We start from the raw sequence: 14,207 nt of genomic DNA, 5'->3' as shown, positions 1-14,207 counted from the left end.
CCGCCAGCGCCCAGCGCCCCGCCACGTCCGGCGGGGTCGAGGTTGCACGCTGCGACTGGGCAAAGGACGTGCGTCCCATGCGCAGGCGCGAACGGCTCGGCCGGCGCTTGGAACGGTGCGCCGCCGCGGAGCGAGATCCACCGGAAAGATGCGCGCGAATCGGTGCAAAGGAATCCGGCGCGACGAGCCCAGCCTCGACGAGCTGCCAGAGTGCCTCTCGTAGCTCTCCGGGAGCCGCCAGGCTACCGGGAACTTCCGCCAGCAAATCAGCAAAAAGGAACCCGCCGCCACGTGCAAGCACGTCGAGCACTGACTGCTGGAGCATGGACGGACCGAACTCGCCCAGCTGAGGAGCCAGCTGCGCCGCATAGTCCGCGGGCAGCAGCATGATCCATGGGTCGGACGCGCCGGCCTTGCCCGCGCCGAGGATGAGAACCTCGCCCGAGGACGTGAGCTCGTCCAAGTGCCGCGGGGAATAATCCCCCACACGCGCGGGCAAAACGAGGGATTCCCAGGCGCTGGCGGGCAGACGCACCCCAGCGAGCTGCTCGATAACGGCAAACACGCCGTCGGCGCCACGCAACGGGGGCTGCTGCCCCACCGGTGCCACTTGCTGCCAGTCCGGTAGGAAGCGTCCATAGGTCGCGGGCGTGACTGGCTCCGTCGCCGCGCGAGCCGCAGCCAGGGAGCGCGATCGGATGACGCGCAGCACCTCGCTGGCCACGTACTCGGTTTCTTCGACACCCTGGCGGTAGTGCCCTTCCAACACGCTGTCCAACGAAGAGACAACAGCGAAGGTAGCGGAGACGGAGAGACCGAAGGCATCGGCAGCCTCGCGCAAGGTAAACGGGCCGCGGGTGCGCGCCCAGCGCGACAGGAGCTGCTCCAACGCATCCGTGATCGTCGCTTGCTGCGCCGGGATGCCCGGCGGGACGGGAACGCCCAAGCCATCGCGGAGTAAGGGGGCATCGAGAGACTGCGCGAGGTGCTCGCGCCCGCCAATACGCACCCGCATGATGCGCGAACCCAGAGCGTCGAGCGCCGTCATCGGCACCGAGGCATGCTCGCCGAGTTCAGCGACCGGGATGGGCCCCAGCACGCGCAGCAAGTCCGCGACCTGCTCTGTGGTCTTCGCGCGGCGCTCCGGGGTGCGACGCTGCAGCTGGGCGTCGACCTCCGCGATGATCTCTGGATCGAGCAGTTCGCGCAGCTCCACCGTGCCCAGCAGCTTCGCGAGCAGCGCAGGGTCAAGCGCTAGGGCGGCTGCGCGTTTTTCCGCCAAAGGAGAATCGCCCTCATACATGAACGCGCCCGTGTAGTTAAACAGCAGCGAGGACGCGAACGGCGACGGCTGATCGACGGTGACCTCCGCGATGCGCACGCGCCGGTGGCCCAGGTCCCGCATGAGCTCCGTGAGTGCCGGCAGGTCATAGACGTCCTGGAGGCACTCGCGGACGGTCTCCAAGATGATGGGGAACGAAGGGTACTTCCGGGCGACGTCGAGCAGCTGTTCCGCGCGCTGGCGCTGCTGCCACAGCGGGGCGCGCTTGCCGGGGTTCCGGCGCGGCAGGAGCAGCGCGNAGGGGTTCGCCGGATCCGCCGCGGCCAGCAGGTAGGTCTGCGGCTCCTGCGTGCCCGACGGCCAGCCGGTCACGTCCGGTGAATCCGCGAGCCCGCGCAGGCGGTCGATGACAGCAGGCGTCGAGAACTGCGCCGCACCCAGGCCTTCAATGACGTAGCCACGCATGGCCTTGCCGGACTCCTCGAAACCGGAAAGCACCTTATACGCCAGCGCGAAGCCGCCCAGCACATCCTCAGCGACGACGCTCCCGCGCGTGACCACGCCGTAGCGGTCAAGCCAGGCCTCGCCGTGTGCCAAAGAGCGAGCCGTTGCTTCCGATGCCGCCGGCACCGCCAGCGCCCAGCGCCCCNTGAAGCGCTCGAGCAGCAGCGTCTTCTCGTCCGGGATAAGCCCCGTCGCGTCCTCCTGCTCGCGCAGGTAGGCCAACAGGTTATCGCGCGCCCACTCGTCCGAGTCAATAATGAGCGACGGGTCTGAGTAGGCCTCACGGCGGAAAGCACCCAAGGCCTTGCCCAGCTCGTACGGGCGGCCAGCGGCGTCGCCATTCCAAAACGGCAGGCGTCCCGTATGCCCCGGCGCAGGCGTGACCTGCACCTGGTCACGGGTGATGTTCTCAATCCGCCAGCTCGTGGCGCCCAACGTAAAGATGTCGCCGACGCGGGATTCATAAACCATCTCCTCGTCGAGCTCACCCACGCGCCGGGGTGCGCCGCCTTCCGCGCCACCCACCAAGAAAACGCCAAACATGCCGCGGTCGGGAATGGTGCCGCCGCTGGTCACGGCCACGCGCTGCGCACCCGGGCGCGGCGTCAGCATGCCCGTGATCCGGTCATAGACGACGCGGGGCTTGAGCTCCGAGAAATCCGTCGAGGGATACACGCCCGAGGCCAAGTCGATGACGGAGTCGAAGACCTCACGTGCCAGGTCCCGGTAAGGCCAGGCGCGGCGGACAGTCTCGTACCACTCGTCCACGTCGAGGCCGTCCTCGCCCGCCGCAGCGACAGCCGCGACGGTCTGTTGCGTAAGGACGTCGAGCGGGTTGCGCGGGGTTTTCAGCTCCTCGATAAGGCCTTCGCGCATGCGCCGCACCGTCACCGCGGATTGCAGCAGGTCCGCCCTATGCTTCGGGTAAAACGAGCCTGCCGATACCGCCCCTACCGCATGCCCCGCACGGCCCACACGTTGCAGGCCAGAGGCCACCGATGGCGGTGACTCCACCTGCACCACGAGCTCCACCGCGCCCATGTCGATGCCGAGCTCCAGCGAGCTCGTCGCCACAACCGCCTTGAGCGTGCCCTCCTTGAGCATCGTCTCCGTCATGGCGCGCTCGTCCTTGGACACGGAGCCGTGGTGAGCGCGCGCAATAACCGCCGGGGCCTTGCCCACGACGTCTGACTGCGCCATGAGTTGAGACGGCGGACGACGCGACGCCGACGACAGCGAGTCCGGATCGTGCTCCGCCGCGTAGAGCTCGTTGAGCCGGCTCGTTACGCGCTCTGCCGTGCGGCGCGAGTTCACGAAGACGAGCGTCGAGCGGTGCGCCATGATCTCTTTGTACAGCTTGTCCTCGATAAACGGCCAGATGGACTTCGCCGTGGGCAGCGCGGACTCGGTGGGCCCGGCGTCGATGCCCTGGCGCCCCAGCCCGGAATCCGACCGCGGCTGAGGCAGCGGACCACCGGTTATCCCCAGCGGGTCGTCGACGGTCATCTCGCCGATCGTCGAGCCGGCCTCCGGCACCGGTAGGTCCGACATGTCTTCGACCGGCACGTGAATAGTGAGGTCCCAGCGCTTCTCCGCCGGCGGCGCGATGATCTCCACCGGGCGCCCGCCGCCCAGGAAGTTCGCAACAGCCTCGAGCGGGCGCACCGTGGCCGACAGCCCGATGCGTTGGAATTCACCGGCGACCTGCGCCAGGCGTTCCAGGGTCAGCGCGAGGTGCACGCCGCGCTTCGTGCCAGCAAGCGCGTGAATCTCATCGATGATGACGGTATCCACGCTCTTTAAGATGCCCGCTGCCTTGGACGTGAGCATGAGGTAGGCCGACTCCGGCGTCGTGATGAGCACGTCCGGCGGGCGGCGCACCTGCCGGTTGCGCTCAGCCTGCGGGGTGTCGCCCGAGCGCACGCCCACCGTGATATCCGGAACCTCCTCACCCAGGCGCTCCGCTTTGCGCGCGATGCCTGCCAAGGGCGCGCGCAGGTTATTCTCCACGTCCACGCCGAGTGCCTTGAGCGGCGAGATATAGAGGACTTTCACTCCTCCATGACTTCCGGCGGCGGCGCCAGCCGACGCCGCGCCGGGAAGCGGCAGTGCCGTCTGGCCCTCGCGCTCGACCAAGTTATTAAGCGCCCAGAGGAACGCTGCGAGGGTCTTGCCGGAACCGGTAGGGGCGACGACGAGCGCGTGGGCATCGGCAGCAATGGCGCGCCAAGCCTGCTCCTGGACGTCGGTGGGGCGGGCAAAGACATCCTCGAACCAGCCCCGGACGGCGGGCCGGAATTGAGCGAGGACGGCGTCAGTCATTCCTTCACTGTAGCGCGGCGACCGACATGGCAAGGTAGGCTAATTCCCATGACCCGCGAACTTACAGATTCTCGTCTTACCAACCACATCGCTGAAGGCGTCGGCGAAATCCTTAAAGGCGTGCGCACCAGCGGTTTGCTGCGTGGCCTTGAGCTGGGTGACGCTGGTGACGTCCTCGCGCAGGAATGGATTTCCCGCGTCCTCGAGCAGCACCGCCCCGAAGATGGTTTCCTCTCCGAGGAGGCCACGGATGACATGTCCCGTCTGAAGAAGGACCGCGTGTGGATCGTCGACCCCATCGACGGCACGAAGGAATTCTCCACCGGCCGCCAAGACTGGGCCATCCACATCGCCCTCGTCATCAACGGCGTTCCGGAGCACGCCGCCGTGGGCATGCCGGACCTGGGCGTGACGTTCAAGTCCTCGGACGTGCGCGCCGTGACCGGCCCCATGTCGAAGAGGTTCGTGGTCTCCCGCAACCGCCCGCCGCAGGTCGCCGGCTTTATCGCGGAGAAGATGGGCTACGAGACCGTGGGCGTCGGCTCCGCAGGCGCGAAGGCCATGCACGTCCTCCTCGGCGACTTTGACGGCTATATCCATGCCGGTGGCCAGTACGAGTGGGACCAGGCGGCACCTGTGGGCGTGGCCCGCGCCGCAGGCCTGCACTGCTCGCGCCTCGATGGCTCCCCCATCACCTTCAACAACGAAGACACTTTCATCCCGGACCTGGTCATCTGCCGCCCGGAAATCAAGGACGAGGTCCTCGCCGCGGCCGCCGAGTTCGCGGAGGCCAACGGCGGGTACAACTAAACTATCTACATTGCCGTTTTGGACGCCGAAAATTAAACTAGATCTTCCAGTTAATTAACCACCAAGAAGACTACGAACCATAAAGTTACTTCTACTCGTTGTCTTCACAAGGAAGGAAGAAGGTGCATGACCCGTGACCATGCTGAATGGCCAGAGCCTGCGCCGCGTCATCACGAGCGGGAAGACCTCGATGACATATCTCCCAGCTCGCCGCAGTCACCCCGAGATGACCCTAGGGACAATGCTGCCAACGCCGACCGAAATCCAGACGAAGGCGTGGAAGATGGTGGGCCAAAACATCCAACAATCGATGACGCGTTACTCGCGGAACTCGTAGACGATGATGATTCGCCCGAGGACAAGGCGAAAAAGGTTGCAATTGTCGAGCAGGTAATCTCGCAATACCACAGTGGCCCCTTGCCTTCAGCTGAAGAATTTGGCCGTTACAAGGATATTGAGCCGACGGCACCGCAGATTATCCTCGACATGGCGGCTCAAGCCACTACAGCTGCTGCGAACCGCGAGAACGCTATTGCCGACGTCATGCGGGCCAATGCACGTATCGATGAAAAGGCCGTGCCGCGCGGACAGTACATCTCAGCCGTGCTTATTCTCGGTCTTCTCACTATTGCCCTTGTCGCGCTCGTCCTTGACCGCGAGTGGATTGTCTTACTTTTTGGTGTAGGAGGGCTGGGAATGATGTTTATGAACACTCTCCCGACTTTGCTTAATCGTGACCACTCGCCAAGAGCATTGCCTGTCGAAAAAGAAGCGCTCGAGCGAGGGTCGGCACCGGAAGAGAAGCACGAATAGTACGCTGCCCCATGCTGGTGCGGTCTAGGACTCTCACAATGTTGTATTTGGACGTTACACTGAGCACCATGATCGACACCCCGTATGAAGACCTCCTGCGCCGCATCCTCGAGGAAGGCACGCCCAAAGGCGACCGCACCGGCACGGGCACGCGCTCCATTTTCGGCGCGCAGCTGCGCTACAACCTGGCGGAGTCCTTCCCACTGCTGACCACAAAGAAGGTCTATTTCCACGGGGTCATCGGCGAACTGCTGTGGTTCTTGAAGGGCGACTCGAACGTCAGGTGGCTCCAGGACAATAACGTCCGCATCTGGAACGAATGGGCCGATGAGAACGGCGAGCTCGGCCCCGTCTACGGCGTGCAGTGGCGTTCCTGGCCCACCCCGGACGGAAGCCACATCGACCAGATTCAAGGCGCGTTGGACACGCTCAAGAACAACCCGGACTCCCGCCGCAATATCGTCTCTGCTTGGAACGTCGCGGAGCTCAACCAGATGGCGCTCATGCCCTGCCACCTGCTCTTCCAACTCTACGTCGCCGACGGCAAGCTCAGCCTGCAGGTCTACCAGCGCTCCGCGGACATGTTCCTGGGCGTGCCGTTTAACCTCGCGTCCTACGCGGCCCTGGCGCACATGTTTGCCCAGCAGGCCGGCCTTGAGGTGGGCGACCTCATCTGGACCGGCGGCGACTGCCACATCTACAACGACCACGTCGAGCAGGTCAAGGAACAGCTCACTCGCGAACCGCGCCCGTACCCGCAGCTCAAGCTCAACAAGGCCGCCAGCCTCTTCGACTACGACTTCACCGACTTCGAGCTCGAGGGCTACGACCCGCACCCTGCGATCAAGGCTCCGGTGTCCGTCTAATGTGGGGCGCGATTTGGGCACAGTCGCTCGACGGCTGCATTGGCAACGGCGTCACCATGCCCTGGCACGTGCCAGAAGACCTCGCCCACTTCAAGGAGGTCACCCTCGGCGCCCCCGTCGTCATGGGCCGCAAGACGTGGCAGTCGCTCAACCCCACGTTCCGCCCACTGCCCGGCCGCGATAATTACATCCTTTCGCGCCAGCTGCCCGGCGAATGGTCCGCCGGCGCGGAGGTCCTCCGCGACCTACAGAAAGCTCCGCATGAGGCCTGGATCATCGGCGGCGGCCAGGTCTACGCCGCAACGCTGGGCCAGGTCGAGCGCGTGGAAATCACCCTCATGGACGCCAATGTCGCCGAGGCCTATGGCGAGGACGCCGTCTTCGCCCCCGAAATCCCCGCGCACTTCTCGCTCACGGCCGAAACCGGTTGGCTTACGTCCGAGAAGGGCCACCTGGAGCTGCCGGGAATACCGCCCAGCGAACTACCGTTGAAGTACAAGTTCCTCACCTACGAAAGGAAAATCTCCGCATGACCGTCCAGACCCCTGAGACCAACGCACCCGTTACTATTTTCTACGCCGATTGGTGCCCGTTCTGCGCCAAGCTGCGCAAGAACCTGGACCGCTCGGAGACCCCGTACGACCTCGTCGACGCGGAGGCCGAGGGCACCGAGGACATCAACGAGTGGATTAAGTCCGTCAACGACGGCAACCGCATTGTCCCCACCGTCCTCTACTCTGATGGCACGCACGTCACCAACCCGCCGGCCTCCGAGGTTCGCGCGAAGTACGCCGAGCTCACCGCGTAAATGGCGACCTGGGATACCGTAGCCCGTTCCACGGGCATCCAGGGCGAAGAATGGGTGAAGCTCCTCGACCCGGCCCACAACCACGCCCAGCTTGCCGATGCCGCCCTCTCCCACCTCCGCGCCACCCTCGCCGCCCAGCCGGACGGCGTCCTCAAGGGCAAGAACCTGGAATGGTGGGCCCAGGGCGTTGCCGTCTCTTTTGAGCAGCACATCGGCCGCCGCGTCCCCGGCGAGCGCTGCGACGGCTCCTTCGGCGCGAATGCCTCAAAGACCGTCCCGGCGCGCAGGCCGATATCGCCGCCGCCTGGGCCGAGTTCGCACCACAGCTCCCTCTAATTCTTGACGGCGAGCCACGCATCAGCGAGACGGCCAAGTGGAACTACTGGCGCGTGACGGCCACGAGCCCCACCGCGCCGGACGGTTCCTCGGCCAGCGTGTCCATGAACATCCAGTCCCGCACGCCCGGCAAGACCACCGTCGCCGCTGAGGTCAAGGGCCTTACCTCCCCCCCGCGGATTCCGCCCATTACAAGGCGCTCTTCAAGCGGGCTCTCGCCGACTTCGCGGCCTTCGTCGCGGCGCGCTAAGACGCATCGCGACACCACGCCCGATTACTCGTCGTCTTCGCCGAAAAGCTCGACCATATCTGCCGGCGACAGCGTGCCCGCCATGCCGGAAATCTCGGACGCGTAGACGGTGTTGAGGTACTCCTCCAGTGCCGTCTTCAGGCGCTGCGCGTCCACCTTATTGAGCAGCAGGATGCGCTCGGTGGAACCACCCGGCACCGTCTTTTCCACGGCCAGCGTCTTCACGCCTTCCTTCGTCACCAGCTCGGTGACAATTTCGCGGCGCTGGACATCGTGAAACCTCACATTGGGATCGTTAACCATACTCAACAAGTTATCCGATTTAGGGACAGCGCGGGCGGTGCTGGTAGTCTAAACTCTCGTGATTACCCCCTCCAGTGAGGAGGAAAATATCACCCCGCCCCAGTAGCTCAGGGGATAGAGCACGGCTCTCCTAAAGCCGGTGTCGGAGGTTCGAATCCTCTCTGGGGCACAAATCTCAAAGGCTGGACACTAGTCCAGACTCTTCGATCGTTTGTTCTAATTTTTGCTTGAGGAAACGGTTCTAAAAGGTTTTCATGTCCAGGGCGTAGATAACATAACCCGCAAAGGAAATACCCGCTACGACATCAGCGTTGCATACAGTTGAAACCACTCGAGAACAAGGGGAAAACATGGCCGAACACGCATACTCTTCGATTGAGGTATGTGCGGGGGCAGGTGGGCAAGCCCTCGGCCTAGAAATGGCAGGGTTTGGCCACGAAGTACTTGTCGAGCTCGAGTCCTGGTGCACCAATACCCTTCGACACAACCGACCTGAGTGGAACGTCGTCCAAGCCGACCTCAATGAATGGGAGCCAAGTACCGAACATCTGGGCGTCGATCTCTTTGCTGGTGGCGTACCATGCCCTCCTTTCTCCGTAGCAGGCAAGCAACTAGGGAAGGACGATGAACGTGACCTCTTCAGCCGCGCGATTGATCTCATCGAACAAATCAAGCCGCGTGGCATCATGCTTGAAAACGTCCGAGGGCTTCTCGATCCGAAGTTCGCACCGTACCGCAAGGAAATCCTCGATAGGTTAGCCGGGATCGGGTACGTCGGGGAGTGGAAACTCATCAAGGCCGCAGATTACGGTGTTCCCCAGTTGCGCCCCCGAGCAATTCTCGTGGCACTGAAACCCGAAGACCTAGAAAACTTCACGTGGCCCGAGGAACACCCCGAGACTGCACCCACCGTCGGCGAGACCGTCGTGGACCTCATGGCAGCTAACGGCTGGGAAGGCGCGGAGGCTTGGGCACAACGAGCCGATAAGATTGCCCCTACGCTGGTCGGTGGCTCCAAAAAGCATGGCGGCCCCGACCTCGGTCCGACCCGTGCACGCAAAGCATGGCTCGAAATGAACGTCATCGGTACAACCATCGCCGATGAAGCTCCCGAGCCAGGTTTCAATGGGCAGCCGCGACTCACCCCGAAGATGATGGCTCGCATTCAGGGATTCCCCGATTCATGGGAGATTACCGGCCGGAAAACCAATGCTTGCCGTCAAATTGGTAACGCATTTCCCCCTCCGGTGGCCGAAGCAGTCGGAACGCAAATTCGCAAGGCCTTTGAGGCTACCGACAAGGCCTAAAGCAGCTATCTCGACTCAACCTTCTCTAGATAATCGAGTACAGCTGCCTGGACGTTCGGGCCACCAAGGCGGTATGCGTCAAAAGCTCGATCCAGTGGGGATCGACTACGTTGTTTGGCGCGAATCCACGAAAGAAGCTCCATCCTGTCAGCTTTCTTCAGGCTCTTGACTTGTTCAACAACCGCACCAGGATCAGCCACTGATCCGGTGTCCGCACGAGCAGACTCGTTGCAGACCCGACACTCCGTTTGGAGGTTGTCAAGGCTCGCGGCTCCCCCATGTGAATTTGCAATAATATGCCCGGCAGTTAGGGTAACGACGCTTCCATCATCATATTTCTCGCCGGCTGCCCGACCGCACAGCACACAACGTCCACCATCACGCTCAAACACCTGCCGCCGAAGCTTGCTGGAGATTTGCTGCCGCCGAGGACGGGGACCTTCGCCAGGCCACCAACCATACTTTTCGAGAATGCAGTCTTCCCCCAAGCTCGGCTCCTCTTTAGAAGAGAGATATTCCCAACCATAATCGCGAAGCTCGCGTTGGCGACGCTGCGCATGCTCGTTTGAGATACCAAGGGTTTCACGCAATTGTCGAGTCGTAAATCGGCCGCCTATCTCGACATTCCAACGCAACCAGGAAGCCATTCGAGGAACTGCCCCAGTCGCTCCTCGCTTAGACGACTCCCACCAGAGCACTCCATCAGGTGCAAAAGCTTCCTTCGGATACTCAACGCCGGAAAAGGGAACGTAATCGAAATCGCTCATGAATTCAACATACCGTTATCTAAGGCCCATTGGGCGAACTTTAAAACAAAGCTCCCAAGGTCATTCTAATCGTCCGCACATTAAGCGATTAGCCGCTCCAAATCCTTAGCGTGAGATTCAACTTGAGATATTTCGACCATGTCGATACCCAAGTCTCGCCACGAAGTTGTCGCGGAAATGTGAGTTTTGTAGAACCCCTCTACCTTAATTAACTCATTCTGGTTCCACTGCAAAAATGATTTGGTTCCACCTGGGGTTTCTACCAGCAGGTTTCCTTTATGACAGGAAGTCGCCCTCGCCACTTCATCCGCAAGCTTGGATTGTCGGTAATCTCCCACAGTGCATGAGTGAACATTGTCGGTAGGTTTGAGACTATGAATCGTCACCTTCCCCACGAGGCGCTGGGGTTCACACCAGCAGTCAACATGAACCAGCTACTAGGAATTGGAGTAGCTGAACAAGCCCGCGAAGCATTTGCTTCTTCGGTCGCGGGAGCCTCGGCAATATCAATGTTGTCCGCCTTGGGGCCGGGGCCAAACATTATGGGCAACGACTACGCCAAGCGCCTTGCTATGTCAGGGCTTGACGCTGACCGGCTTGGTTTGCGGACCTCAATGTCGGAGCGGTTCGGCGACAAGTGGGGAGTCGCCGGCATTGGCGCAGAGCTTGCCAGCAAGGTCGGCTCGTCCTTGAGCACTGCACAGTCCGCGTTAGGAGTTCTTAGACCCCATGCATTGTTCGAAACAGACTCGTTAGCCAAGCACGCTGCTCTCGCTGGAGGCTTGTCTAATTCTATAGCAGGAATGTTTGAGTCCCATTTCGAGAAGCACTTCGCCGGTATTAGGGACTCGATTCAGTCCGTCTTCGACAAGGCTATGGGGCAGTTCAACTTTTCGCATTTGCGTCGAATTGTCTTTCCACCGAACCTCGTAGACCTTGACGAGGAGTTCACGTTGAACGACGTGTGGGAATTCGTTCAAGTGCACGGGGTGGCTCTCATGTATGTTCCTCGCGCGCGAATTGCAGCTAGGTTTTTGAGGGCAAAGGACAACAAGGCGGTTCGGACAGTGCTGGGGCAAGAGTTCGATAACATTGTTGACGACTGTGAAGCCGTGATGGACAGGCTAACCTGGGACGGACTCTTTGAGCACAGGGACTTTGTGAAAGAGGCAATTGAAACAATTCGCTCAGGACACACTATGGCTGCGCAAGCATTGCTTACCGTGGTGTTGGATACCCTGTCATTTCAACTTCGCCCGATCAAAGACAAGTATCGGTTCAGTAAAGCAATCACGGCGTACTACGCCACGACCCCCAAACAGCAGGTCGAACTTGAAGACGAACTCACCATGCAGGCTGCGTTGGTGTGGTTTCCGATTCGGGAGGTTCACTACTCTTTCCAGAAGACGGAATTTGAGAAAGTGCCGCGTGAATACGGACGGCACCCGAGCGTGCATGGTGCTCGTAAATGCCAGTTCTCGAAGCGAAATTGCGCACAGGCTTTGTTGGTGGTGAGTTCGCTCATGGCCCATACTGACGAGTTGGCTTGTCGTGCGAAGGTTGCGTCCACTAGTGTGGTGTAACAACGTCCCTCGGTTATTGGCCCCCTGTGGATCATTAAGGCGCCGACCAGCTCGTGGAGAACGTCACCACCCTGGCAGCGGATGATTTCGCAGTCCTGCCCGACCGTGCCCCCGGAGACATGTCCGAGTTCGTCTATCTGTGGCTTAACGCGCACCTTCCCATGTCGAGACTGTCCATGGTCTTCGCCGCCGTCGCGCAGATTCGCATGCTGCACCTCCTCGACATGGGCGTCGAGTTGTGCGTAGGCGCGAGGTTCGCGATGCAGAAGAACGCGGCACCAGATTAGTTTGCTGCTTTCCACATTCGACTCGCTCGCTCCTCCCGCGTTTAGCGTCAACGCCACCTATACAATGATCGAAAACAGGGGCCTACCACTTATCCGGAAAACCCCTACCAACTACGCCGAAAACCGCACCGTTGGGGAAACTGCTCTCAAGATCAAACAGCACCCTTTTGGATCACTCGCGCGAGCAGCCATTCAGGATACTTTTCTGGATTTATCGCCACTTCAGAAGCTTCAACCTTATTGCTCTCTTCTAGCCGAATACGCGCACCAGAATCTTTCGGCGGCTTAACATACTTATATGCAATATCAGCCGTTTGACCAGGGCCGAAATGGGAGGTGCCGACAACAAACTGTCCCAGGCGCGGAATATAAAAGCCACCGGTGCCGCCACGGAAACCATCGGGTCTATAAAGGACGTTACCGTTCCCCAATTCCCACGTCCCACCGATCACTACAGGACGCAAGCGGTTGTTCTTAAGGACCGCCCGCTGAGCACCGGCGTAGATCAGTTCCAATGGTGGTTTTCGTAGATAGCCCCAGAGCCAAATAGCAAACGAAACAATGAGACCCGAGACTACGCCCGAAACTATACCGATCAACAAGTTTTCAATCACCACAGCATCCTTGAAAGTTCCCCATTTTACACTGAAATAAAGATAACTCACTCGCTGGGAATCCCCCAGTGTTTAGAGCAAAGCTACGTTATCTCGCCAATTCGACATGAAGCGTCCTGGGTTTAGTTCCTACCTCAGCTAAGGAAGGATTGAACTATGCCTAGAAAGTATTCCGTCGAGTTCAAGGAGAAGGCGGTCCATCAGATCATCGAAATGGTCCGCCTGGAGTCTTGCTCACTCCAACGCGCCTACACGGAGGTCGGTGAGCTCCTTGGAGTATCTCACCACACGTTGCGGGCCTGGTACCGTGACAGCGCTTCAGTACGTGATGACTCTGACGCTTCAGGCGGCGAGACAATGGAAGAAGAGCTTGGGGCGTCTGCGCCGTGAAAACCGCGAACTAAAACGAGCAAACGGGATTCTTAAGACAGCTTCGGCTTTTTTCGCAGCGGAACTCGACCGACCCACGACCAAATGATCTCCTACATCGACGCGTACAAAGATCAGTTTGGGGCCCGGGCCCATCTGCAGAGTTCTAAAACAGGCAGATCGTGGATTCATCACCTCTCGTGGCTACCGCAAGGCGACCACTCGTGTTCCCAGCGCAAGGACCTTAAGCGATAGCCTGCTTATCCCAGAGATACAGCGTGTGCATGCGGAGAATTTCTCGGTCTACGGCATCCGCAAAATGTGGCACGCGATGAACCGTGAAGGCTTTCATATCGGCCGCGATAAGACTGCACGACTGATGAAGCTAGCAGGTGTTTCCGGCCGCCGACGTGGGCGAACCCCTGTGACAACGATTAGCCCGAAGACACCGGATCATCGCCCGGACCTTGTGCGCCGAAACTTCCGTGCGCAGGCACCAGGCAGGTTGTGGGTTGCCGACATTACCTACGTTCGCACNACACGCCTGTTTCCAAATACGTATACACGGGTACTCACGACCGTGAGAAAAGATGCTGGAATAACCTTTCGGAACATCGATCTAGCAACTCGCCAATCATCGAACACACCTCGCCCTAACACCACGCAGTCCGCTGCCGCATCGCTGATCATTGAGCCTGCATGCAATGCAATGCAATGCAATGCAATGCAATGCAATGCAATGCAATGCAATGCAATGGCAGCCTCCCTTTCACGGAGTAATTCAAGCAAAAGGCCGAATGCATGGGCTGAGTCCTACATGCGTCGCTCTTGCGAGCTCCATCCCGATGCCGAGCTCTTCTGCGAGGGCCACTACCTGGCCGTGATGCTCGACCACTTCGAGGTCCGCCTCCCCAGCTATCGCCTCACCCTGGGCGACCTCGTCGCCGACTTCGGCGCACTGTCATCCGAGTAATCTCAAGCTGACG

Annotated in this window: 13 protein-coding genes, 1 tRNA gene and 4 pseudogenes; 12 read left to right on the top strand and 6 right to left on the bottom strand. The window is 60.6% G+C overall.

Going from position 1 to position 14,207, the window contains the following annotated elements; translation table 11 throughout:
• From BN9444_RS15660 to BN9444_RS15650, 3 pseudogenes are all read right to left on the bottom strand, one after another.
• Positions 1 to 1,579 (bottom strand): annotated as a pseudogene (locus BN9444_RS15660) (Lhr family ATP-dependent helicase); the annotation flags it as partial.
• A 135-nt stretch (positions 1,580 to 1,714) separates the two neighbouring features.
• Positions 1,715 to 1,843, bottom strand: a pseudogene (locus BN9444_RS15655) (Lhr family helicase); the annotation flags it as partial.
• Between the two features lie 90 nt (positions 1,844 to 1,933).
• A pseudogene (locus BN9444_RS15650) lies at positions 1,934 to 4,108 on the bottom strand (DEAD/DEAH box helicase); the annotation flags it as partial.
• Positions 4,109 to 4,156: 48 nt separating this feature from the next.
• Here BN9444_RS15650 and BN9444_RS05025 point away from each other — a divergent pair.
• The 6 genes from BN9444_RS05025 to BN9444_RS05000 all read left to right on the top strand — a co-directional run bounded on the left by BN9444_RS05025 (position 4,157) and on the right by BN9444_RS05000 (position 7,741).
• On the top strand, positions 4,157 to 4,918 hold the full coding sequence (locus BN9444_RS05025; RefSeq protein ID WP_066487678.1) for a 3'(2'),5'-bisphosphate nucleotidase CysQ: 762 nt from the start codon (positions 4,157 to 4,159) through the stop codon (positions 4,916 to 4,918).
• 126 nt (positions 4,919 to 5,044) lie between these two features.
• Entirely contained in the window at positions 5,045 to 5,731 is a 687-nt protein-coding gene (locus BN9444_RS05020) for a hypothetical protein (RefSeq protein WP_066512124.1), read from the top strand.
• Positions 5,732 to 5,790: 59 nt separating this feature from the next.
• Positions 5,791 to 6,597 (top strand): thymidylate synthase, encoded by an 807-nt coding sequence (locus BN9444_RS05015; protein ID WP_197429517.1) that lies wholly within the window; start codon positions 5,791 to 5,793, stop codon positions 6,595 to 6,597.
• Positions 6,597 to 7,130, top strand: coding sequence for a dihydrofolate reductase (locus BN9444_RS05010; protein ID WP_066512119.1), 534 nt, complete (start codon positions 6,597 to 6,599; stop codon positions 7,128 to 7,130). Before BN9444_RS05015 ends, BN9444_RS05010 begins: the two co-directional genes overlap by 1 nt.
• Positions 7,127 to 7,405, top strand: coding sequence for a glutaredoxin domain-containing protein (locus BN9444_RS05005; protein ID WP_066512114.1), 279 nt, complete (start codon positions 7,127 to 7,129; stop codon positions 7,403 to 7,405). The genes BN9444_RS05010 and BN9444_RS05005 overlap by 4 nt, the downstream gene beginning before the upstream one ends.
• Positions 7,406 to 7,741 (top strand): hypothetical protein, encoded by a 336-nt coding sequence (locus BN9444_RS05000; RefSeq protein WP_066512109.1) that lies wholly within the window; start codon positions 7,406 to 7,408, stop codon positions 7,739 to 7,741.
• A gap of 274 nt (positions 7,742 to 8,015) precedes the next feature.
• Here the strand turns inward: BN9444_RS05000 and BN9444_RS04990 are convergent, their stop codons facing one another.
• Positions 8,016 to 8,276: a cg0963 family protein gene (locus BN9444_RS04990; protein ID WP_231732343.1), complete on the bottom strand. Its 261-nt coding sequence runs from the start codon at positions 8,274 to 8,276 to the stop codon at positions 8,016 to 8,018.
• 114 nt (positions 8,277 to 8,390) lie between these two features.
• On the opposite strand from BN9444_RS04990, the gene BN9444_RS04985 reads away from it, so the two are divergent.
• Together BN9444_RS04985 and BN9444_RS04980 are read left to right on the top strand one after the other, a co-directional pair.
• Positions 8,391 to 8,463 (top strand) — tRNA-Arg (locus BN9444_RS04985).
• Between the two features lie 181 nt (positions 8,464 to 8,644).
• Positions 8,645 to 9,601: a DNA cytosine methyltransferase gene (locus BN9444_RS04980; protein ID WP_068801527.1), complete on the top strand. Its 957-nt coding sequence runs from the start codon at positions 8,645 to 8,647 to the stop codon at positions 9,599 to 9,601.
• Positions 9,602 to 9,606: 5 nt separating this feature from the next.
• Here BN9444_RS04980 and BN9444_RS13830 read toward each other — a convergent pair whose 3' ends face one another.
• Positions 9,607 to 10,368, bottom strand: coding sequence for an HNH endonuclease (locus tag BN9444_RS13830; RefSeq protein ID WP_083307018.1), 762 nt, complete (start codon positions 10,366 to 10,368; stop codon positions 9,607 to 9,609).
• Positions 10,369 to 10,742: 374 nt separating this feature from the next.
• Here BN9444_RS13830 and BN9444_RS04970 point away from each other — a divergent pair, with 374 nt between their 5' ends.
• Together BN9444_RS04970 and BN9444_RS04965 are read left to right on the top strand one after the other, a co-directional pair.
• Complete coding sequence (locus BN9444_RS04970; RefSeq protein WP_141681494.1) at positions 10,743 to 11,951, top strand: hypothetical protein; 1,209 nt, start codon at positions 10,743 to 10,745, stop codon at positions 11,949 to 11,951.
• A 53-nt stretch (positions 11,952 to 12,004) separates the two neighbouring features.
• Positions 12,005 to 12,238, top strand: coding sequence for a hypothetical protein (locus BN9444_RS04965; RefSeq protein ID WP_068801524.1), 234 nt, complete (start codon positions 12,005 to 12,007; stop codon positions 12,236 to 12,238).
• A gap of 152 nt (positions 12,239 to 12,390) precedes the next feature.
• On the opposite strand, the gene BN9444_RS14140 is transcribed toward BN9444_RS04965, so the two are convergent.
• Positions 12,391 to 12,852: a hypothetical protein gene (locus BN9444_RS14140; protein ID WP_168166303.1), complete on the bottom strand. Its 462-nt coding sequence runs from the start codon at positions 12,850 to 12,852 to the stop codon at positions 12,391 to 12,393.
• 156 nt (positions 12,853 to 13,008) lie between these two features.
• Between BN9444_RS14140 and BN9444_RS14135 the strand changes: the two are divergent.
• Positions 13,009 to 13,766: pseudogene (locus tag BN9444_RS14135) on the top strand (IS3 family transposase); the annotation flags it as partial.
• 272 nt (positions 13,767 to 14,038) lie between these two features.
• Positions 14,039 to 14,194: a hypothetical protein gene (locus BN9444_RS14695; RefSeq protein ID WP_168164076.1), complete on the top strand. Its 156-nt coding sequence runs from the start codon at positions 14,039 to 14,041 to the stop codon at positions 14,192 to 14,194.
• The last annotated feature ends 13 nt before the right edge of the window (positions 14,195 to 14,207 follow it).

This window comes from Corynebacterium phoceense, from assembly GCF_900092335.1.
Taxonomy (GTDB): domain Bacteria; phylum Actinomycetota; class Actinomycetes; order Mycobacteriales; family Mycobacteriaceae; genus Corynebacterium; species Corynebacterium phoceense.
The sequence above is the reverse complement of the archived record's forward strand: the minus strand, read 5'-3'. Positions and strand labels throughout refer to the sequence as shown.